The 23,382-nt window shown below is 37.7% G+C and carries 14 protein-coding genes and 1 pseudogene; 6 read left to right on the top strand and 9 right to left on the bottom strand.

What is annotated here, in order from left to right; all coding sequences use genetic code 11:
* Positions 1–32: 32 nt before the first annotated feature.
* A complete protein-coding gene (locus tag AC3RVF_RS00450; RefSeq protein ID WP_489692507.1) occupies positions 33–3,485 on the bottom strand; it encodes a pyruvate carboxylase in 3,453 nt (1,150 codons plus the stop codon).
* 152 nt (positions 3,486–3,637) lie between these two features.
* Positions 3,638–4,708, bottom strand: a complete 1,071-nt coding sequence (locus AC3RVF_RS00445) for a hypothetical protein (protein WP_489690615.1) — start codon at positions 4,706–4,708, stop codon at positions 3,638–3,640.
* Positions 4,709–4,996: 288 nt separating this feature from the next.
* On the opposite strand from AC3RVF_RS00445, the gene AC3RVF_RS00440 reads away from it, so the two are divergent.
* Both AC3RVF_RS00440 and AC3RVF_RS00435 read left to right on the top strand, forming a co-directional pair.
* A complete protein-coding gene (locus tag AC3RVF_RS00440) occupies positions 4,997–6,484 on the top strand; it encodes a KAP family P-loop NTPase fold protein (RefSeq protein WP_489690616.1) in 1,488 nt (495 codons plus the stop codon).
* 143 nt (positions 6,485–6,627) lie between these two features.
* Positions 6,628–7,152 carry a lipocalin family protein gene (locus AC3RVF_RS00435; protein ID WP_489690617.1) on the top strand — a complete coding sequence of 175 codons (525 nt, stop codon included), beginning with the start codon at positions 6,628–6,630 and terminating at the stop codon, positions 7,150–7,152.
* A 64-nt stretch (positions 7,153–7,216) separates the two neighbouring features.
* Here AC3RVF_RS00435 and polA read toward each other — a convergent pair whose 3' ends face one another.
* Complete coding sequence (gene polA, locus AC3RVF_RS00430; protein WP_489690618.1) at positions 7,217–10,075, bottom strand: DNA polymerase I; 2,859 nt, start codon at positions 10,073–10,075, stop codon at positions 7,217–7,219.
* A gap of 294 nt (positions 10,076–10,369) precedes the next feature.
* Between polA and AC3RVF_RS00425 the strand changes: the two genes are divergently transcribed.
* On the top strand, positions 10,370–11,305 hold the full coding sequence (locus tag AC3RVF_RS00425) for an isoaspartyl peptidase/L-asparaginase family protein (protein WP_489692506.1): 936 nt from the start codon (positions 10,370–10,372) through the stop codon (positions 11,303–11,305).
* A gap of 25 nt (positions 11,306–11,330) precedes the next feature.
* Here AC3RVF_RS00425 and AC3RVF_RS00420 read toward each other — a convergent pair whose 3' ends face one another.
* Positions 11,331–12,203, bottom strand: a complete 873-nt coding sequence (locus AC3RVF_RS00420; protein ID WP_489690620.1) for a cyanophycinase — start codon at positions 12,201–12,203, stop codon at positions 11,331–11,333.
* A gap of 96 nt (positions 12,204–12,299) precedes the next feature.
* Here AC3RVF_RS00420 and cphA point away from each other — a divergent pair, with 96 nt between their 5' ends.
* Entirely contained in the window at positions 12,300–14,933 is a 2,634-nt protein-coding gene (gene cphA / locus AC3RVF_RS00415) for a cyanophycin synthetase (protein ID WP_489690621.1), read from the top strand.
* Positions 14,934–15,061: 128 nt separating this feature from the next.
* Here the strand turns inward: cphA and AC3RVF_RS00410 are convergent, their stop codons facing one another.
* The 4 genes and pseudogenes from AC3RVF_RS00410 to AC3RVF_RS00395 all read right to left on the bottom strand — a co-directional run bounded on the left by AC3RVF_RS00410 (position 15,062) and on the right by AC3RVF_RS00395 (position 20,909).
* A complete protein-coding gene (locus AC3RVF_RS00410; protein ID WP_489690622.1) occupies positions 15,062–15,379 on the bottom strand; it encodes a hypothetical protein in 318 nt (105 codons plus the stop codon).
* A 117-nt stretch (positions 15,380–15,496) separates the two neighbouring features.
* Positions 15,497–16,803 (bottom strand): annotated as a pseudogene (locus tag AC3RVF_RS00405) (sugar MFS transporter).
* A gap of 87 nt (positions 16,804–16,890) precedes the next feature.
* Positions 16,891–17,889 carry an isoaspartyl peptidase/L-asparaginase family protein gene (locus AC3RVF_RS00400; protein ID WP_489690624.1) on the bottom strand — a complete coding sequence of 333 codons (999 nt, stop codon included), beginning with the start codon at positions 17,887–17,889 and terminating at the stop codon, positions 16,891–16,893.
* Between the two features lie 59 nt (positions 17,890–17,948).
* The gene (locus AC3RVF_RS00395) at positions 17,949–20,909 is read right to left on the bottom strand and encodes a GH92 family glycosyl hydrolase (protein WP_489690625.1); all 2,961 of its coding nucleotides are present in this window, start codon (positions 20,907–20,909) and stop codon (positions 17,949–17,951) included.
* A gap of 102 nt (positions 20,910–21,011) precedes the next feature.
* On the opposite strand from AC3RVF_RS00395, the gene AC3RVF_RS00390 reads away from it, so the two are divergent.
* Both AC3RVF_RS00390 and AC3RVF_RS00385 read left to right on the top strand, forming a co-directional pair.
* Entirely contained in the window at positions 21,012–22,259 is a 1,248-nt protein-coding gene (locus tag AC3RVF_RS00390; protein ID WP_489690626.1) for a metallophosphoesterase, read from the top strand.
* A gap of 122 nt (positions 22,260–22,381) precedes the next feature.
* Complete coding sequence (locus tag AC3RVF_RS00385; protein WP_489690627.1) at positions 22,382–22,678, top strand: thioredoxin family protein; 297 nt, start codon at positions 22,382–22,384, stop codon at positions 22,676–22,678.
* A gap of 22 nt (positions 22,679–22,700) precedes the next feature.
* Here AC3RVF_RS00385 and AC3RVF_RS00380 read toward each other — a convergent pair whose 3' ends face one another.
* Positions 22,701–23,351, bottom strand: a complete 651-nt coding sequence (locus AC3RVF_RS00380) for a polysaccharide deacetylase family protein (RefSeq protein ID WP_489690628.1) — start codon at positions 23,349–23,351, stop codon at positions 22,701–22,703.
* Positions 23,352–23,382 lie beyond the last annotated feature (31 nt).

The following is a 23,382-nucleotide window of genomic DNA, read 5'->3' as shown; positions in this document are numbered from 1 at the left end:
AATAATTTCAATTTTGAAGCGATCAATTAATATCATTCCACCGTCACCACCAAGTCGTCTTTCATTACCATTGTACCTGGTTTTAAAGAAATAGATTTTATTTTTCCGGCTTTATTTGCTGTAATCGTGCTTTCCATTTTCATGGCTTCAATAATAAAGAGGTGGTCGTTCTTTTTAACTTCCTGTCCTTTTTTCACTAGTATTTTATATAAACTTCCCTGTAAAGGAGCGCCGTATTGATTAGTGTCTTGCGGATCAATCTTTACGTTTACTTCTTTTTCTACCTTTATTGAGAGGTCTTTAATTTCTACAAAACGATTTTCACCGTTTACCGAAAAGAAAACAATACGAACCCCATCTTCATTCGGGATTCCTACTGAAAGAAGTTTTACAATAATAGATTTTCCTGGTTCTAATTCAACAATGGCTTCTTCCTGAAGTTTCATTCCGTAGAAAAAGTTTTCCGAAGCAAGTATAGCAAGGTTGCCGTACTTCTTGTATTTTTCGTGCGCTTGTTCAAAAACTCGCGGGTATAAACTGTAAGAGAGAAAATCTTCAAATTCTATTGGTCTTGTAAACCCTTGTTGGAATTTTTTACTGAAAACTTTAAATTCTGAATCGAAGTCTATTGGTTCCAAATGCGCATTGGGTCTTTCGGTATAAGCTTCGTTATTTTTTAAAATGATAGCTTGTAATTTCTTAGGAAAACCGCCCATAGGTTGCCCCAAATCGCCCTTAAAGAAATTGATTACAGATTCTGGGAATGAAATATCCTCACCGCGTTCCATTACATCTTCAGGAGTAAGGTTATTGGTAACCATAAAAATAGCCATATCGCCCACCACTTTAGAGCTTGGCGTAACTTTTACCAAGTTTCCAAACATTTTATTTACCTGCGCGTACATTTTTTTTACTTCATCAAAACGGTTGCCAAGGCCAAGCGCTTCAGACTGCGGACGCAAATTAGAATATTGCCCGCCGGGTATTTCGTGCTGATAAACTTCGGCAGTTCCGGCTTTTAAGCCAGATTCAAACGGATAATACTTTTCGCGTACGTCTTCCCAGTAATTAGAAAATTCATTCAATTTAGTAATATCGAATTTATTTTCGCGCGGCTGATTGCGCATCATTTCTACAATAGAATTAAAATTGGGCTGGGAGGTAAGTCCGGAAAGTCCGCCCAAAGCCACATCTACCACGTCCACACCCGCTTCTATGGCTTTTAAATAAGTAGCAGATTGAATGGAAGAAGTGTCGTGCGTATGCAAATGCAACGGAATTTTAACCGTGTCTTTTAATGCCGCAACAAGTTCCGCTGCTGCATAAGGCTTTAAAAGACCAGCCATATCTTTAATGGCGATCATATGCGCGCCGGCATTTTCTAAGTCTTTTGCAAGCTGAGTGTAATATTTTAAGGTGTATTTTGTTTCATTTGGATCGAGAATATCACCCGTGTAACTTATAGCTGCTTGAGCAATTCCGCCTGTTTTATTTCGAACAAAATTGATGCTTGGCTCCATAGCTTTTACCCAGTTTAACGAATCGAATATTCTGAAAATATCGATGCCGTTTTCCCAAGAAGTCTCAATAAATTTTTCAATTAAATTATCTGGGTATGCTTTGTAACCCACGCCATTGGACCCGCGAAGCAACATTTGAAAAAGTATATTCGGCATTAATTTGCGAAGTTCGCGCAAACGTGTCCATGGACTTTCATTTAAAAACCGGAGGCAAACATCAAAAGTAGCGCCGCCCCACATTTCTATACTAAAAGTATTGGGATGGTTTTTAGCGAAACTTTCAGCTGCCTGCAACATATCGTAACTACGCATTCGCGTGGCTAGTAGCGATTGGTGTGCATCGCGAATGGTTGTGTCTGTGTAATGTATCTTTTTTTCTTCCTTCAGCCAAAGGCAGAATTTCTCTGGTCCTAGCTCGGTGAGCAAATTTTTTGTCCCTTTTGGAAACTCTATCTCAGCTTCAAACTTTGGAACTTTTGGAGTTCTGAAAATTTTATTTTTATCGAACGTTTTTACGTCTGGATTGCCGTTTACAATTACTTCACCTAAATAATTTACGATTTTTGAAGTACGATCTTGCGGAAGTTTAATATCGAATAAAGAAGGTGTATTGGCTATAAAATTTACGGTTGCTTTTCCTTCTCTAAATGTTTCATTTTGAATTACATTTTGAAGAAAGTGAATATTCGTTTTCACCCCGCGAATTCGAAATTCTCTTAAAGCGCGAGACATTTTCCGAACGGCGCCGTCCAAAGTGCGTCCGTGAGCGGATACTTTTACAAGCATAGAATCAAAAAACGGACTAACGCTATAGGATTGATAAATACTACCTGCGTCCAACCGAATGCCCATTCCGCCTGCGCTTCTATAGGTTGTAATTGTGCCGTAATCTGGCGTAAAATTATTTTCGGGATCTTCCGTTGTTAAACGACACTGCATCGCGAAACCGTAAGTTGCCAGTGAATCCTGATCGTATATTTTTATTTGTGTGTCTGAAAGTTTGTAGCCGCCAGCAACAAAAATCTGTGTTTTTATAAGGTCTATTCCAGTTACCATTTCGGTTACCGTGTGTTCTACTTGAATCCGTGGATTAACTTCAATAAAATAAACGTAGTCTTCTTTATCTACTAAAAATTCCACGGTGCCCACATTGTTGTAGTTCACTTCTTCGGCAATCTTTATAGCATATTTGTAAAGCTCCTGTTTTACTTTTTCTGAAACATTAAAAGAAGGAGCAATCTCTACTACTTTTTGGTGTCGGCGTTGTACAGAACAATCGCGTTCAAACAAATGACGAATGTTACCGTGGTTATCTGCTACAATCTGTACTTCCAGGTGCTTCGGGTCTTCCACATATTTTTCGAGAAACATGGTGTCGTCGCCAAAAGCATTAAGCGACTCACTTCGTGCAGATTCAAAATTATTATTTAAATCGTCATCATTGCGGATTATTCGCATGCCGCGTCCGCCGCCGCCAGAGGCCGCTTTTAACATTACAGGATAGCCAATAATTTCTGCTTCAGAAAGTGCAATTTTAAGCGAAGAAAGTTTTTTAATGTTGCTTTGTATAACGGGAACATTGCATTTTTCAGCAATCTTTTTCGCTGTAATTTTGTCTCCTAAGGCATCCATCACTTTTGGATCTGGACCAATAAAAATGATTCCATTTTTGGCACAGTTTCGTGCAAATTCGGAGTTTTCAGATAAAAATCCGTAACCTGGATGGATTGCATCCACATTCTTCAATTTTGCCAAAGCAATGATGGCACTACCGTCTAAATACGGTTTTAAAGGTTGGTCGTTTTCACCTATTTGGTAGGATTCATCGGCTTTGTAACGATGTTGCGAATAGCGATCTTCGTACGTATAAACGGCAACCGTTTTCAAATTTATTTCTGCACACGCACGTAATACTCGTATGGCTATTTCGCCGCGATTGGCAACCAATACTTTTTTGATTTTCATGGAAGTCGTTTTTTTAAATTTGAAATTATGCTTTAAAGATAGTAATTACTATGCGTGCATAATATAATACTTACAATATTTATTTTGCTTCTAGTTTTAAGGAGCATTTTAGATGTAGTTTTTTGAATCATTTTCAATTAACTATTTAAAGACTATCTAAGGATATATGGATTTTCACTTTTGTAATTCCGGATCACGAAATCTAGCGCGCTTTGTAATACTTCGCCCATATTACGGGCTTTTTTAAATCTTATATCACCCGTTAATTCAAAAAGATCCATCTTTAATTGTTTAATTTTTTCGGGTGGTGCTATATTGTCATTTTTCATGCAACTCATTAAACCTTTCAATCTCTTTTTCATGCTTGTAGCTCGTTTAGCTAATAACGATCTTTCTTCACCTATATACTGATCTATGGAAGTTTGCTGCAGCAGCTTCATTGTCATTTCTACCAACGCGTTATTCTCTTTTAAAAATTGAGGCTTATATACCTTAGCATTCCCCTCATAACTTTGTTGGTCAAAATCGATAGCGCGAATTCTATATTGAATTCGGTCAAAATCGTGGGTTAGCACCATAACATAATTGTAGGAGCGCATATCGCCCAATAAGCGTACAAAACAGCGTTCGTTGAATTTTACAAATTCTTTAGCGATTTCCATTTTATCGCGGTGCGAGCAATTGTCTAAATGGTTTTCTATAAAATCGTCACCAGGAATGCCTGAAATGTGTTCCTCAATCAAAGTGTTTTTTCTCACCAAGAAATTGATGTGGTTTGGCGAAAGTAAATCTTCTAATTCCAAACCGTAGATGCGTGAGGCATCGGCTTTTTTAATGTAGAAGAAAAGATAGTTGTCATTCAAAATGTTACGCACTTTTATTCTAAATGGCTTTGAATTTCCGAAGGTGCAAAAATCAATATTATCTATATTTAAGTACGGAAAAATAGTGTCGCTTCCGTCAGAGTGTAAAATGGAATAAACTCTTTTTAGGCTCTGATTAATCTCTTCGGTTTCAAATTCAGAATAGTAAACGCTCACCCACAAAGTGTCTTTTCCGTTTTTATCGAATACTGAAACCGAGCCTTGAAAACGCAATAAATCGTCGTAATAGATAGGAATTTTAATAGTTCTTCCGTGACGGGTTAAGTACTTTAAAAGCTCATCTGTAATGGGATAAGCCGGTTTCTTTTTTGAAATAAGTTTGTAGTTATCGTCCTCCATAACATTGGGAAATATTTTTTTAAAGATATGGATTTCATTAAAGACGTAAGACCGCTTCGCTGTAAGATTTAAGACATAAGACTGAAATAAATCAGAATTATGAATTCAGAATCATTCCTTCACAAACTTTTTTAAAGCCACATTTTTCCCAGAATACAGTTGAATATAGTAAACGCCTTGGCCTAGTTTGTAATGTTCTCAAATAATAATATCATTTATTTAAGGAAAATTTCAATTAGCGGAAAGTATATTATTAATCCGTAAATTCATTTTTTTAAAATTAATCTCATGTCAAAGTTATTACCAAACCTTCCGATCGAGGATTTAACACCTGAAAATGATTACTTAGGGATCATTGAAAAAGGCGATTTAATAAAAACATTTTTACAAAGCAATACTCAAGAATTTACTGAAATTAAAATGTTTACTCTTTATGGTGAATGGGGAAGTGGTAAAAGCACTTTGATGAAATACCTTGAAAAGGATCTTAAAGAAACTTTTAATACATTCTTTTTTGAAGCTTGGGAATTTGAAAGTGACTCAAACTTGCCACTTTCTTTAATGGAATATTTACTTGAAAATTCTAAATCAAAATCTAAAAAGTTATTTGAGGATATTGAAGAAGTTGCGGGAAATTTATTAGAAGGTTTTACTAAATCAATTACGTTAAAATCACCTGTTTTTAATATAAATGGGAAAGAACTTGTAGCTCCATTTGAAAAGAAAGAGAAATCTTTTTTAGAATCTAAGAATAAGTTTAAGGAAGATTTTATCAAGTGGGAGAACTTGAATACAAAAGGGAAAAATCCTAATTACAATATTGTATTTATAGATGATTTAGACCGTTGCGAACCTGAAAATGTGTTAAACCTGCTTTCTGCTTTAAAATTATTCTTCACTTACGGAAAGAAGACTATTTTCTTTTGTGGAATTGATAAAAAAGCAGTTAGGGAAGCAGTAAATAATAAGTACGGGGATATAATTAAATCCGATGAATATTTAGAAAAGATTTTTGATATATCTTTTTCTATTCCGAAATTTTCAAATAGCATAAAATTATTTTTACATTATTTTCCTACGGAATCAATTTATTCTTTTCAAGGTGCTCAAATGTCAATTTCAAATATATTGGATAGATTCTTTTCATCATTAAGATTTAGTAATCCACGAAAAATTAAAAAGGTTTTGAATAGATTTTTAATTTTAAAAAATATTGAAGAAAATTTAGCCCATGAACATTATCTTAAAAAGTCATTTCCTAGAATTTTAGAAAATGATTCTATTTGTGTTTTCGATTTAATATTTACTCTATATTTTATAATTTTAAAGGAGTTTTATCAAAAGAAACTTGATGATATAGAAAATGATAATTTACGTTCACTAAATTACAAAGAAGGAATAAAAAAGAATGTTCATATTGATGGACGATTACAAGAAGGTGAGGATAGTGGTTTTCAAAAATATTTGAATCAAAATTCTCGCACGAGCTCTTTCTCATCTGCAAAATCGGAACTTAAGCATAATAATTCTGAAAGAGGAAAAATTGCCAAATCAAATTTTATTGTAAGTTTTGCTCCTATAGACGTTATATCTATGCATTCAGCATCTTTTGTTAATATTGGCAGTTTCCGCGAACATTTTAATGTATTTGAAAAGGAAATTGATTATTATTTCACTTATTTTCTATTGGCAAATTTGGACTATTTGTTTAAGCAAGAAATAGAATCAACAACTAGTATAAATGAAATGCTTCATATTATAAAAACGTTGCCTTGAAAATTTAAATTTACTGCACTTTCAAATTTCGCCATCACTAGATTGCTGATTAGGCGCAAATATTCACTTGTTTATTTAACATTTAATAGAACTCATTCGCTTTAATTTCATCTAGTTTTGCGCCCACAAAAAAAAATATAACTATGAAAAAATTATTTGGATTACTTTTTTTAGCAATTGCTTTTACTGCTTGTTCAAGCGATGATGATAGCAGCAGCAGTGACACATCTATCGAAGGAACTTGGAAATTGACAGCTTTTAACACCGAAAACGCTTACGACCTAAATAATGATGGTTCGACTTCAACAAGTGTTATGGATGAAACTAGCTGTTACCAAAACGAAACCCTTACGTTCAATGCTGATGGAACAACAGGTACTGCTTTAAGCACTAGCTATGCAGATATTGAACTTACAATAGTTGCAGGTACAACTGACGAATACGAATACACAATAACTTGTGTTTCTGAAGATGAGTCAACTCCTTTTGCATACATTCAAAATGGAAATGATGTAACTCTTACTATTGCTGGATCAAACCAAGCTGCAACACTTTCAGGTAATACTCTTACCTATGTAATTCAAGAAGGTTTCTTTGTAGAAGTTGACGATAACGGAACAACTACTACGGTTACTGAAGACATTACTTTTGTTTACACAAAACAGTAAACTTACTTTTATAAATAGTAAAAAGCCGGAAGTTTATCTTCCGGCTTTTTTTATGCCAATAATTTTAGTGAGCTTCTAACCAATTTTCTCCCACGCCCATATCTACATCCAATGGCACGGCGAGTTTGTAAGCGTTTTCCATCTCGTACTTTACCATGGTTTTTAGTTTTTCTAACTCAGGTTTGTAAGCGTCAAAAACCAATTCATCATGTACTTGGAGTAGCATTTTGCTCTGGTAATTTTCCTCTTCCAGCTTTTTATAGATATTTATCATCGCAATTTTAATGATATCTGCCGCACTCCCCTGTATCGGGGCGTTTACCGCATTTCGTTCAGCGGCGCCACGCACTACTTGATTACTTCCGTTTATGTCTTTTAGGTAGCGTCTTCTGCCCATCACTGTTTCTACATAACCATTTTCACGTGCAAAATCTATTTGCTCGCTGATATAGTTGCGCAGTTTTGGATAGGTTTTATAATAGGTTTCAATCAAATCTTTTGCTTCGCCACGAGAAAGATCTGTTTGGTTGCTGAGGCCGAAAGCAGAAACACCGTAGATAATCCCGAAGTTTACTGTTTTTGCATTGCTTCTTTGTTCGCGGGTTACTTCACTTAAAGGAACATTGAAAACCTTCGCAGCGGTGGAAGCATGAATATCTTCGCCGTTTTTAAAGGCTTCAATCATATTGTCTTCTTCGCTTAAAGCTGCGATAATTCGAAGTTCTATCTGACTATAATCTGCAGCCATTAAAACGAAATCGTTATTTCTGGGAATAAATGCTTTCCGAACCTCGCGTCCGCGCTCAGTTCTAATTGGTATATTCTGAAGGTTTGGGTTATTACTACTCAATCTGCCTGTTGCAGCAACGGTTTGCATATAATCAGTATGCACACGGCTAGTGGATTTTTCAACCTGTTCGGGCAATGCGTCAACATAAGTGCTTTTTAGTTTTGCGAGCCCGCGATATTCTAATACATCGCGAATAATTTTATGATCTTTTGCTAAATAGGAAAGCACATCTTCGGCCGTGGAATATTGACCGGTTTTTGTTTTTTTCGGCTTTTCAATCAGTTTCATTTTTCCGAAGAGAATTTCACCCAACTGCTTTGGCGAAGCAATGTTGAAAGTTTCGTCTGCTTCTTCATAAATATGTTTTTCAAGCTGAAGAATGTCTTTGTCTAATTCTACAGAAAGTTTTTTCAAGAAATCTTCGTTTAGATTTATTCCTTCCAATTCCATAGCTGCCAACACCCGAAGCAAGGGCACCTCAATTTCATCAAAAAGTTTTTGTGTGTTTGCTTCTCCCAATTCTTTTTCGAAATGTTCTTTTAGCTGAAAAGTAACATCTGCATCCTCAACGGCATATTCGGTCTGTTTTTCAACATTTACGTCGCGCATGTTGAGTTGGTTTTTACCTTTTTTGCCAATTAATTCGGTGATTGAAACGGGCGTATAATTTAAATACGTTTCACTCAAAACGTCCATATTGTGGCGCATATCTGGGTTTATGAGGTAGTGCGCAAGCATAGTATCGAACAATTTTCCTTTTACTGAAATGTTGTATTTCGCCAATACTTTAATATCGTATTTTAAATTTTGACCAATTTTCTGAATGGATTCATCTGCAAAAAATGGACGAATTTCTTCTAAAAGTTGTTGTGTCTCTTCCTTATTATCAGGAAATGGAATGTAAAAACCTTTTCCTTTTTCCCAAGAAAAAGCAATGCCAACCAATTCTGCTTCCAACGGATTTAAACCCGTGGTTTCGGTGTCAAAACACACACTTTTCTGCTTCATCAAATTTTGAAGAAACAACTTGGTGCCCATTCCTGGCTTTACGGTTTGGTAGAAATGCTCCGTATTTTTAATAGTTGCGCGCGTGTTGTAGTCTTTTATTTCTACCGAAGTATCGCCAGCGTTTCCAAAAAGCGAAAACTGACCTTCACCGGCAGCGGTATCTTTAGCTGGTTTGGGTTTTGTGGTGCTAGTGTTGTTGTTTTCTTGGCTTCCACGACTTGTACCCAGTGAGGCCATGCCTTCTATAGAAAACGCGTTTAGGAAATTATCTTTTAGTCTTCTAAATTCCAAATCATCGAATATCCCTAAAACTTTTTCAGTATCGGGCGGACACATTTCAAAATCTTTTTCATTAAATTCAACGGGCACATCCAGCATAATAGTTGCTAGCTTTTTACTCAGTAAACCAAGCTCACCGTTTTCTTCAACCTTTTCCTTCATTTTACCTTTTAGCTTTGCGGTGTTTGCAAGCAAACCTTCCATGGAGCCAAATTCTGCTAAAAATTTCTTCGCTGTTTTTTCACCAACACCAGGAAGACCGGGAATATTATCGCTGCTATCGCCCATCATTCCTAAAAAGTCAATTACTTGGAGAGGGTCTTTTACCTCAAATTTTTTCTGAACTTCTGGAATCCCCCAAGTTTCGTACCCACCTCCAAAAACGGGGCGATACATAAATATATTTTCTGAAACCAACTGCGCAAAATCTTTGTCGGGGGTTACCATATAAGTGGTGTAACCTTCCTTTTCGGCTTTTTTTGCTAATGTGCCAATTACGTCGTCTGCTTCAAAACCTTCTTTCACCATAATTGGTATTTTCATAGCTTCGAGAATGGTATAGATATAAGGAATGGCAAGCCTTATGGCGTCTGGCGTTTCGTCTCTATTCGCTTTGTAGTCTGGGAACATTTCGTTGCGGGCTTCGCTGCCGCCTTTATCGAAACAAACGGCCAAATGGTCTGGGCGTTCTCTTTTTACAACGTCTATTAAGGAATTCATAAACCCCATAATGGCGGAGGTATTTTGACCTTTACTGTTTATTTGTGGGTTTTTAATTAAAGCGAAATACCCTCTAAAAATTAGGGCGTAAGCATCAACAAGAAATAAGCGTTTTTTTTCTGACATTTTTTGAAGTGTCTTCTCGAGCGCAGTCGAGAGGTTTATAGAACTAACGCCCTTAAAAGTAGTTCTCGACTGCGCTCGAACGGACAAGTTAATTTTATTCGTAAATCTTGATTCAAAAATAAAAAGAACCCTTCACAATTGAATGCTTTTATGTGAAAAAGAAATTTATAATTGAAATGATTTATTGTTCCTGACAATTTGTATTTTTCGCATTAGTTATGGATAACAAGCTTTACTTTTGTCCGAAACAAAAGAACTATTAATTAAAAGATACCCGCCTTTGCGGGCAGTGACATGAATAAAAAATATTCCCTAGTAATCCACGGCGGTGCCGGAACACTTGTAAAAGGATTGATGACGCCTGAAAAGGAAGAGCAGTATAAAACGGCTTTAAATGAAGCACTTGAGAAGGGATATGCAATTCTTGATAAAAACGGCAGCGCAATGGATGCTGTTGAAACTGCTGTAAATCATCTTGAGAATTCACCACTTTTTAATGCAGGAAAAGGCAGTGTTTTTACAAACGATGGCACTCACGAAATGGATGCTGCCATTATGGATGGCAAGACATTAAATGCTGGTGCGGTTTCTTTAATAACAGGAATTAAAAACCCTGTTTCTTTAGCACGCGATGTTATGGAAAAATCTGATCACGTTTTTCTTGCTGGGGAAGGAGCGATGCGATTTGCCAAAAGTTTAGATTATACGCTGGAAACTCCCGAGTATTTCTATGACGAGCACAGATATCAGCAATGGCAAAATATTAAGGATAGCGATACATTTCAACTTGATCACAGTATGAAAAAGGAAGGTAAGTTTGGTACCGTTGGTGCTGTTGCTTGCGATAAAAACGGCAATATTGCAGCCGCAACTTCAACTGGGGGAATGACTAACAAACGCTGGGGCCGAGTAGGCGACAGCCCAATGGTTGGCGCTGGAAATTATGCAAACAATAAAACCTGCGCAGTAAGCTGTACAGGTAGTGGCGAATTCTTTATTCGCGCTGTTGTGGCGTATGATGTTTCGTGTTTAATGGAGTACAAAGGAATGACTGTTGAAGAAGCCACTAAAGAAGTTATCCATAAAAGAATTTTAGAAATTGGCGGCGACGGTGGCCTAATTGCCGTAGATGCCAATGGAAACATAGCAATGCCTTTCAATACTGAAGGGATGTACCGCGCTTTTAAAACTTCGGATGGAAAAACGGGAACCGAAATTTATAAGGACTGATACCATTGTAATTTACAATAAACAATTACAACGTTTCTGCGTCGGTCATTTCAAGATGAATGGGTGAAATATGAACACGCTTCTCCTTTATATCAACCTTGTCGCCATTTGCCAAAATATGTGTTTTTAAATTGGTGATAGACATTGGCTGACCTTCTTCAACAGAAGCTTGGTTGTTGTGAATAAGTCTGCGTGGATCAAAAAGTATTACCATTCCCGAGCCAATTACTTCGCAGTTATTGCGGTTTTTAATTACTAGTCCGGTATCTTCTGCAAGGCCTATTCCTATTCTTGAAGGAAATCTAGCAACGGCTTCAGCCAATCTACCAAAACGTCCGCGACGTATAAAGTGCGAATCGATAATAAAGTTTGGTATATAACTCATTCCTTGGCCCATGCTAACAGCGCCTTTGGTAAATGCTTCTTGCACGCCTCCGCCAGTAATCATTTCTTCGCTCATGCACATTGCTCCAGCACTGGTTCCGGCTATAACAAACTCTTCTTTTTCGTACTTTTCTTGTATAATTTTATTCAGTGTCGTTCCACCAATATACTTTACAATTTTTGACTGGTCGCCACCAGAAAACATCACGCAGTTTGCTTTCTGCATCAGTTCTAAAAATTCTGGTTTTTCAGAATCTTCGCGGTTTCTAATGTCCATAATATGCACATTTTTACAACCCAGTTTTTTGAAGGCATCAAGGTAGTTTTCACTCACTTCAACAGGTATGCTCGAGGCCGTAGGAATAACGATTATAGTAGCATCTATGCCGCCACTCTCTCTAACCACGCGGGAAAGTATACCGTCCTGAATATACTCAAGAGTATATCTTTCATTTTCTCCGTTGCCTTTATCTTCATTTCCACCTATGGGGATTAGGGTGCCTTTTACGCTCATGAATTTATTTAGTTTGAGCGCAAAAATACGGTAATTGTTATAAAAATTAATCATATATTTATCAAATTCATACTAAACAAAGAAATCCGTCAACATATGCGAATTAGAGAAATCAACGCCATGCGGGGGCCAAATTACTGGTCTGTACGCCGTCATAAATTAATAGTAATGGTCTTAGATCTAGAGGAAATGGAGGAACGTCCGTCCAATAAGATTGAAGGTTTTAGTGATCGGCTTAAAGCAATGTTTCCAAGCATGTACAGTCATCGTTGTAGCGTAGGCGCACCGGGTGGGTTTTTTCAGAGAGTGGAAGACGGAACATGGATGGGGCATATTATTGAACATATTGCGTTGGAAATTCAAACTTTAGCAGATATGGATACGGGCTTCGGAAGAACTCGCGATTATGGTGAAAGTGGAGTCTACAATGTTGTGTTCAGTTATATTGAAGAAAACGTAGGTCGTTATGCTGCAAAAATAGCAGTAGATATATGTCAATCGTTGATAGACGGAGAAGATTATGATTTGGAAGCGGATATCCAAAAAATGCGTGAAATTCGTGAAGAGGTGCGTTTGGGCCCAAGTACGGGATCTATTGTTGAAGAAGCCGAAGCACGTGGAATTCCTTGGATTCGTCTTAATAAATATTCACTTTGTCAATTAGGTTATGGCGCAAATCAAAAACGAATTCAAGCTACGGTAACTTCAGAAACTAGCAGTATTGGCGTTGAAATTGCCTGCGATAAAGAAGATACAAAATACCTTTTAGAGCAAGCTGAAGTGCTCGTTCCGAGAGGCGATATTATTGGCCGCGAAAGTAGTTTGGAAGAAGCATGCAGCTATGTTGGCTTCCCATTGGTTGTAAAACCTGTAGGGGGAAATCACGGTCGCGGAATTACTGTAAATATTAGAAACTACGAAGATGCAGTAGTTGCATTTCACGCAGCTAAAGTTGTTTCACCAAAAGTAATTATAGAAAAATATATAACTGGCGAAGATTACCGCTTGCTAGTAATAAACAATGTGTTAGTAGCAGCCGCCAAACGTACCCCTGCAAACGTAGTGGGCGACGGAAAATCTACAATAACAGAATTAGTGGAGATTGTAAATAAGGATCCACGCCGTGGCTATGGTCATGAAAATGTACTCACAAAAATCACGATTAATGACTTAACTCGAACAATCATTAGTGCCAAAGGTTATACAGAAGATACCATTCCGCCTAAAGGTGAAGTTGTAATCTTAAAAGATACTGCAAATCTTAGTACCGGTGGAACTGCAGAGGATATTACAGATATTGTACATCCTTCAAACGTATCAATGTGCGAACGCATTTCAAAAATAATAGATCTTGATATCTGCGGAATTGATATTATGACTACAGACATAAGCAAACCTCTGGAAGAAACTGGAGGGGCTGTTTTAGAAGTAAATGCAGGTCCAGGATTTAGAATGCACTTGGCGCCAACTAGTGGTTTGCCCAGAAATGTTGCCTCTCCTGTGGTGGATAAATTATTTCCGCAGGGAACTACGGGACGAATTCCTATTATCGCAGTTACTGGAACAAACGGAAAAACTACCACCACTCGTTTAATTGCCCATATGGCAAAAATGAAAGGTCACAGAGTAGGTTATACTACAAGTGATGGTGTTTATATTCAAAATAGATTATTGATGAAGGGCGATTGTACGGGCCCTGCAAGTGCAGAATTTGTACTAAAAGACCCAACGGTAAATTTTGCAGTATTGGAATGTGCTCGCGGTGGATTATTACGTGCCGGTCTCGGTTTCAAAAAATGTGATGTAGGGATTGTAACAAACGTTGCTGCAGACCATTTGGGTTTAAAAGGAATTCACACAATCGAACAGCTTGCAAAAGTAAAAGGAGTTATTCCAGAAACAGTTTTGCCAGATGGATACGCAATCCTTAACGCCGATGACGATTTGGTTTATGAAATGCGAAGAACCATAAATTGTAACCTCGCGCTGTTTTCTATGGACGAAGAAAATCCGCGAATTAAAGCACTTCAGAAATTGGGCGGCATTACAGCAGTATATGAACATGGATACGTAACCCTTTGCCGTGGAACTTGGAAAATGCGCATTATGAAAGCTGAAAACATTCCGTTAACCTACGGTGGGAAAGCTACTTTTATGATTCAAAACATTCTTCCAGCTGTAATTGCAGCAAACGTTCGCGGAATTAGTATTGAAGATATGAAAATGGCGTTGGAAACTTTTATCCCTTCGGCTACACAAACGCCGGGAAGATTGAATCTTTTCAAATTTGAAAACTTCAGTATTTTACTCGATTATGCCCATAATCCCGCAGGTATGCGCGCGCTAAAAAACTTCACCGATAATCTGGAAGCAACTGTAAAAGTTGGCATTATTGCAGGTGTGGGCGATAGAAGAGAAGAAGATACGAATGAATTAGGAAGCATAGCCGCTGATATGTTCGACGAAATTATTATCCGTCAAGACAAGCATTTGCGCGGTAAATCTGAAGAGGCACTAATTAAGATGCTTAATGATGGTATTAAAATGAGGGATGCCAATAAAAAAACTACAATAATCCCATCAGAAAAAGATGCTATCACATACGCCGTTAAAAACGCAGTTAAAGGCTCACTTATAATTTGCTGTAGCGACGTAATTCCTGATGCTTTGGAGCTTGTAATGAAATTCAAAGAGATGGAAAGCAATGGTGAATTGATGTTTTCTGAATAGAGATCATTGTCGATTATTTTAGAAGAAAAACTTCCAATTTTAAATTTAAGGCTAACAATAAGAGTCTTTTAAAACTCAATGTTGTTAATTATCATTTTGAAGAAAGCCGCTCTCCATCGCGGCTTTTTTCAATTATATTCAAATAATATAATTGAGACCAACCCCAGTCCCAAGGCTGTAAGTTCTCTTCCGCAAAGTGATTCATTGTAAACTATCCAGTTTACAAGAGAAAGTAGAACGATATTAAAAATTAAGAAAATTACTGAGGCAACAACAATGTTTTTAAACGTGAAGCTATACGTTAAAAAACTTAGCCCAATAATATAAAATAGCATTCCCCCAACAAAATGGGTTTTACTACTGCTAACAACCCAATTCTTCATGAGTAAATCGCCAAAAGTGTCAAAAATGGCTCCCGCTGTAATATAAATAAGTGCATTATTCATTTTGTGAAATTTTAAGGATTCGGGAGTTAAATCACTCTAAATGTATCACATGGATGCTCTGCAGGATTAAATTTTATAGTGAATGGTAAGATATTTTTAGTGAATGAAGCAAATTCGCTATTGGATGGTTCGGCTTTTCATTCTGCCAAAAATAAATATATAGCCATAACATGCAATCAATAAAAGAAGCGCGATTTTAAACCCGACGTTATCTGTTAAAAACCCATAAGCTGGCGGGATAACTGCGCCACCCACAATAGCCATACAAAGTAAACCAGATGCTTGTGGTTTTAAATCGCCCAAACCATCAATGGTTAAAGCAAAGATTGTTGGGAACATAATAGAGTTGAAAAGTCCAACGGCAAGAATAGACCACATAGCGGTTAAACCATTTGTATTCATTGAAACTAGAAGCAGTACGACTACTAATAAGGCGAAAATTGAAAGCACTTTGGAGGGTTTCATAATTTTAGTTAGATAGGCTCCTGCAAATCTTCCAATCATGGCGCCACTCCAATAAAAAACCACAAATGCTCCTACAATCGCTTTTCTGTCTATCGCACTTAAATCCATGTTTAGTAATTGCTCGGCTATGTAACGCATAGCATCGTTTTGTTGAATTATTTCAGACATATTCATGCTCATAAAATAAAATTCACTAAATAACTGCCAATTGCTACTTCGGCACCTACATAAACGAAAATACCCAATGCGCCGAACATTACTATTTTGTTTTTCAGAAGTTTTCTGTAACCACCTACGGGGCTTTTTTCTAAAATAGCGGGAAGTTTTATGAAAACAAAAAGAAGCGCCAATAGCCCGATAAACGCGGCAATGTAAAGAAATGGTATTTGTACAGCAGAAGCCTCTGAAACGTAATAGGAAGTTCTGTCAATATCTGTTAAAACTAAAATTTCTTCCGAAGATTTTATAGTGTCGCTCAACAAAAACCAAGCGCCAATTAAAGGAGCAATCGCCGTCCCTAAAGAGTTAAATGCTTGTGAAAGGTTCAATCTGCTGGATGCGCCATCTTCACTTCCCAAGACCGAAACGTACGGATTTGCCGCTACTTGGAGTATGGTAATTCCGCCTGCGAGCGTAAAATAAGCAACCATAAAAAGCCAAAATTGTCTGTCGGCAGCTGCGGGATAAAAAAGCAAACAGCCCAAAGCCATAGTAACCAAACCTACGATAATTCCTTTTTGATATCCAATTCGCGAAAGCAATGCTCCCGCTGGGACAGAAATTACCAAATACGCCAAAAAGAAAGCAAATTGAACTAATCCCGCCTGAAAATAACTGAGTTCAAAAACGTCTTTTAATCGCGGAACCAAGCTATCAACTAAAACAGTGATAAAACCCCACAGGAAAAATAAAACAGTAACAGTGATAAATGCGGAGCGGAAGGATTTTTTTTCGGTCATGGTTAGTTGTTGAATTTGGTTTTCTCTGCGCTCTCAGCGACTCTGCGGTGAAAAGATAACCGCAAAGTCGTAAAGGACGCAGAGCGTTTATTTTTTATCGTAAAAATCGGAAGGAAAGTTTTCGTTTTTATCGTTTTGATATCGTGTTACCCAAAATCCATCGTGAATTGCGTAATAACCCGTTTCTCCCTTTTTGTTTACGGCAATATAACCCACTTGAAAATCTTTATAATCGGGAGTCTTTTTAATAATTCGCCCAATTGCTTCTTCACAGGCTTGTTGCGGGGTTTTGCCTTGGCGCATTAATTCAACAATCAGAAAACTGCCGACGGTTTTTAATACTTCTTCACCCAAACCTGTTGCTGTTGCGCCGCCTACTTCATTATCGATAAAAAGTCCTGAACCAATTATAGGCGAATCGCCCACACGGCCGGCCATTTTGTAAGCCAAGCCGCTGGTGGTACAGCCCCCAGAAATATCGCCGTTTTTGTCAATGGCGAGCATCCCGATGGTATCGTGGTTTTCAATATTGATAATAGGTTTGTATTGCGAAGTTTTTTTCCATTCCTCGTATGCTTTTTTTGAAGCGTCGGTTAGCAAATCTACAGGTTTGAACCCTTTTGAAATTGCAAATTGTTCTGCGCCTTTTCCTGCCAAAATTACGTGTGGCGTATCTTCCATCACTTTTCGAGCAACAGAGATTGGGTGCATAATATTTTGAAGATAAACCACTGCACCATAGTCGCCATCTTTATTCATAATGCAGGCATCCAGCGTTACGTTTCCATCGCGATCGGGTAAACCGCCAATGCCAACAGATTGCCCTTCGGCGTTGGCTTCTTCAATCATACAGCCTTTTTCCACGGCATCGAGCGAAGAGTTCCCTTCCTGTAAAACGCGCCAAGCTTCGGCTGTGCTATCGTTTACATTCCAAGTGGCAATTGCCATCGGGAAACCAGAAGCTTCATTTTTAGGTTTCATTTCTTCGGAAATAGAAGTTTTTATTTCAGAAGCAAAAACAGATGTTCCCACTGCAATTCCCAGTGTGGAAAGCGATGCATTTTGAATAAATTTTCTGCGTTTCATAATACTATAATTTTGACAAACCTGACAGGTTTCAAAAACCTGTCAGGTTTAGTCGGGGTTCATTTCACTTCAATTTCATCCACAAAAAGCCAAGCTTTTCCGCCATAGCCCAAATGCCCTTTTGGAAGATTACCGAAGTTTTTAGCCGTGATTTTTATGAATCGAATATTTTTTCCAACTTCAAATTCAATCGTTTTTATTTCTGTTTCTTCCGAAGGTTTTTCGGCTTCTATTTTTTGAACTGCCAACTGCGTAAAATCGGTTCCGTTTTCTGAAACTAAGCATATAATTTCCGTGGGATAAAAAATCCAGCTGCGTTGGTCCTGCAGAAAACTTACTGAAACGGTGTTCACTTCTTTATTTGAACCTAAATCTACAGTCGCTTTCAAATCTAAATCGTGATAGCCTTGCCAGGTTCCAGTCCGGAAATCGTTTGCGCCGTGAATGCCGTCAATCAGGGCGTTCTTTCCGCCGCCGTTATATTGGTTGGCGTATTCGGTTTCTAAAGTTATGCTGAGGTTTGGGTCTATTTTGTAGAAATGAGTTGTGAGAATTTCACTTTCTTTTCCATAACCATCGGAAGCGTAAGTTCTCAATTCTGTTTCTTCCGAAATTGTAAAAGGCTGGTTGTGTTTTTTAAATTCTGAATTGTTTAAGGAATAATAAATTGCGGTTTGTGATGCAACAACGCCAAGTGAAATTTCAGTTTCATTCTTAAAAGCAACATCACCTTTTGCGATAAAAGGGGAGGGAATAATCAGGTTTTCGGTGATTTCTGTTTTAGGGATATCTTCATCTTTTGTTGCCCAAGTTGAAGGTTTGTCGGTCATTTTAAAAACCAGTTTTCCGCCGTTAATAATTTCCGAATGATATATAAAACTTCGCTTTAAAGGTTTCCCATTGAGTGTTGCAGAAGCGATATATTTATTTTTATCTGAAACATTTTCTGCTGTTATTTTAAACGTTTTTCCATCTTCCAAATTAATGGAAGCACTCTCAAATAAAGGCGTTCCAATAATATATTGATTACTTGCGGGCGTTACCGGATAAAAACCCAATGCGCTAAAAATGTACCATGCGCTCATCTGTCCGCAATCTTCGTTGCCAGAAATACCGTCGGGAGCATTTTGGTATAATTCAGTTAAAATTTGATGGACTTTTTCCTGTGTTTTCGCGGGTTTATTTACAAAATTGTAGAGATAAGCCATATGGTGGCTCGGTTCGTTTCCGTGGGCGTATTGACCAATGAGCCCAGTAATATCGGCCTGTTGGCGACCCGAAGTTTTATTTTCGGCAGTAAAAAGTTTATCGAGTTGAATTTCAAAATCAGCCTTTCCACCCATTAAATTCATTAAACCAGAAATGTCCTGTGGCGCATAAAAACTGTATTGCCACGAGTTGGCTTCAGTGTAATTAAAATTCACTTCGTAGGGGTCAAAAGGCGCAAACCAAGTGTTTCGGAAACGGCCACGCATAAACTTGGTTTCGGGATCGTAAACGTTTTTATAATACTGCGCTCTTTCAGTAAATTTATTATAATCTTCGGTGTTTCCCATTGCTTTTGCCATTTCTGCAATCGTCCAATCGTCGTAAGCGTATTCCAAAGTTTTTGAAACCGATTCGCTTTCTTCTTCCACTGGGATAAAGCCAAATTCCTTATAACTTTTCAGCCCCAATTTATCCTGCATTGCGCTGTGTTTCATTGCTTCAAAAGCTTTTTCGGTGTCGTAGCCACGAATTCCTTTTAAATAGGCATCGGCAATTACGGGCACGGCGTGGTAGCCAATCATGCAACCCGTGTAATTTGCCGCCAATGGCCAAATGGGGAGGATTCCGCCTTCGTTGTATTTTGCTAAAAGTGAATTTATAAAATCGTTTGTTCGTTCTTTTTCAATGATGGTATAAAGTGGATGTGCAGCACGATAGGTGTCCCAAAGTGAAAAAACGGTGAAATTCTGAAAATCGTTTGTTTGATGAATTTCTAAATCCATTCCGCGGTAACGGCCATCAACATCTTGATAAAGGTTTGGCGCTAGCATCGTGTGATAAAGCGCAGTGTAAAAAATTGTTTTTTTATTGTTGAGCACTTCGGCTCGGCTCAGTCCCCGGTTTGCTGATGATTGGTTGTTGAGCGTAGTCGAAACATCGATTTTCCTCAGCTGTTTTTCCCAAGCAATTTCAGCTTCGGTTTTTATCTGTTGAAAGGTTTTAGTGCCTATTTCGGTTTCTAAGTTTTGCTTTGCACCAGCTTCGTCAACGGCGGAAATTGCAACCTTAATTTCAAGCTCGTTCCCTTCGGAAGCATCAAATTCAAAAGCGGCTTTGGTTGGATTGACTGCCTTGTCACCAGAGGGGGAATAATATTCAACTTTTTTATACGGTCGAGAAAATTGAATATTGTAAAAAAGTCGCTGATCTTTCGCCCAAGCATCGGAATGTCGGTGGCCAGAAATTTCAGTCTCGGAAATAATATTAATTCCTGCACTTAAAACTTTGTCGCGATGTTCCAAATCTAAAATTACAATTTGTTTTGAATCTTTCGGAAAAGTGTAATGGTGAATCCCGCTGCGTTCTGAAACCGTGAGTTCCGCTTCAATATTGGTTTCATCCAACAAAACTTTGTAATAACCCGGAGAAGCAGTTTCATTTTTATGCGAAAAATGTGCGCGATAGCCCTTTTCGCTATTGGCGCCATTATTGAAATTCACTGTATTTGTAGGCATCAAAAGCACATCGCCATAATCGCTAACGCCTGTTCCACTGAGGTGAGTGTGCGAGAAGCCATAAATATATTCATCGCTGTAATGGTAGCCGCTGCAGCCGTCCCAGCCGTCCAAACGCGTATCGGGGCTTAACTGCATCATCCCAAAAGGCATCGTCGTGCCAGGGTAAGTGTGCCCATGGCCGCCTGTGCCGATAAAGGGATTTACGAACGAACTAAGTTTTTGGGTTGAAGGATTCTCCTGCGAAAAACAGAAAATTGAACAAAGTAAAAAGAGAAGAGGTAAAGTGTTTCGCATTTTAGATATATATGCTGAGAAAGATACTAAAACCGTTAAAATAAAGTGAACTACAGTTTCAGTTTTTTGAAACCTACTATCTTTAAAAATTGTTTCTACTCTATGCGTTGGTTCATTTTTATTGTCATTTATATTCTTGTTGATATTTATGCCTTTCAAGCAGTTAAAGCTGTGACTAAAAGTCCGTGGATACACGGTTGGTACGTCTTTATTTCGTTGGCAGTTTTAGCAGGTTTAATTTATGAACTCTCCTTTCTGGGCACTGCAAAAATGATGCAGCCGCCAAAAATGTATTTCTTCGGAATTTTTCTCGCAGTATTTGTTCCAAAGCTGATTATAATAATTTTTATGTTCGGCGAAGATATTGGAAGGTTCTTTGTTGGCATTTTTATGAAAGTTGCTGGAAGCGACGAAACTAGTTTTATGGCTTCGCGAAGAAAATTTGTGAGTACAATTGCTTTGGGGATTGCCGCAATCCCTTTTGCTTCCTTGCTTTATGGAATGATTCAAGGCAAATACAATTACAAAGTATTAAAGTATGCCTTAGAATTTGATGACTTGCCAGAAGAATTTGATGGGTTTACGTTAACGCAGATTAGCGATATACATAGCGGTAGTTTTGACAACCATAAAAAGGTGGAATACGCCGTAGATCTTATCAATAATCAACAAAGTGATGTAATTCTCTTTACGGGCGATTTGGTAAACAATATTGCCGAAGAAATGAACGATTGGAAGCAACTTTTTTCGAGTTTGAAATCTCCCCATGGTGTTTTTTCCATATTAGGAAATCACGATTATGGCGATTATGTTAATTGGGATAGTGCTTCAGAAAAAGCTGAAAATCTTCGGAAATTAAAAATTCTTCAACAGGAAATGGGTTGGGATTTGTTGCTGAATGAAAACAGATACATCGAAAAAAACGGTCAAAAAATTGCTTTGGTTGGTGTTGAAAATTGGGGTTTAAATGGTTTTAAACAAGCTGGAGATCTCGATAAAGCTTGCGAAGGAATTTCAGATACAGATTTTAAAATTTTGATGAGTCACGATCCGTCGCATTGGCAAGCAAAAGTAAAAGAAGATCCGCGCTTTTTTCATTTAACTTTAAGTGGGCATACACACGGAATGCAGTTTGGGATTGAAATTCCAGGAATTATAAAATGGAGCCCCATAAAATATAGATACCAAAACTGGGCGGGGATTTATGAGGAATTTGGAAGATATATAAATGTAAATCGTGGCTTTGGCTTTTTAGGTTATCCAGGGAGAGTAGGCATTTGGCCAGAAATTACTGTCATCCAACTTAAAAGAAAGAGCCCGCTCACTACCAAAAAAGAAATTATTACTTAACACGCTAAATATTCTAAAATGCCTCATTTTTTAAATCTTTAAGCACTTTAGAACACATAGGTACTTTAGGCACTAATTTTATTATATTTGTAATACAGTTATTCAACTAACATACTAGGCTAATGTCAAAATTTGGAGAATTAATTGAAACGCGAATTCCAGTTCTGCTCGACTTTTACACAGAATGGGACGAGGCCTGCAAAGAAATGCACCCTGTTTTAAGGGACGTTGCTGCCGCACTTGGCGACAAGGCTCGGGTTATAAAAATAGATGTTGAAAAAAACAAGGAACTTGCTGACGCGCTACGCGTTAAGGGACTTCCCACTTTAATGATTTATAAAGATGGCGAAATGAAATGGCGCCAAAGTGGGGAACAAGATGCCAATACATTAATTGGGCTTGTGAATGAGTACGTTTGATTTAATGTTTAATGAAGAAGGATTAATGTTGAATGGAGCGAAATTTCCAGCCCTTCGCTGCAATATATTCTAATACCTTCGGCAACACATAGCGCAGATTTTTTTCTGCTTTTAAACTATCGTGAAAAACGATTACACTTCCCGGTTTAATATTATTCAATACATTTTTAAGGCATTTTTCTTCGGAAACGTTTGCGTCATAATCGTAGCTAATTAGATCCCACATTACAATTTTGAAACCTTTTTTCTGAAGAATTTTCGCCTGTTTTTGTGTGATTTTACCATACGGCGGTCGGAAAAGCGGTTTTTGATTGACGATTTTCGATTGAAGCTTCTTTATTTCAGATGAAGCATTCTTCATCTGTATACTCGCTTTTTCTGCATTATCCACATATTCCGCAGTCTGTGTTTTCCAACTGTTTAAATGGTTAAATGTGTGGTTACCCACGCAATGGCCATCGGCAAGTATTCTTTTGAAAACCGCTGGATGTTTTTGAACATTTTCGCCTATGCAAAAGAAGGTGGCTTTGGCGTTGTATTTTTTAAGTTCATCAAGAACCCAGGGCGTAATTTCAGGAATTGGACCATCATCAAAAGTGAGATAAACGGCATTCTTTTTACGCGAAAATGCCCAAATTCGTTCAGGGTATAACCACTGAATTAATTTGGGCATCTTTATAAAGCGTAGTTGCAAATCGTTTTAA

This window comes from Aequorivita sp. IT1183, assembly GCF_058068265.1.
This window is presented reverse-complemented; position numbering and strand designations above follow the sequence as displayed.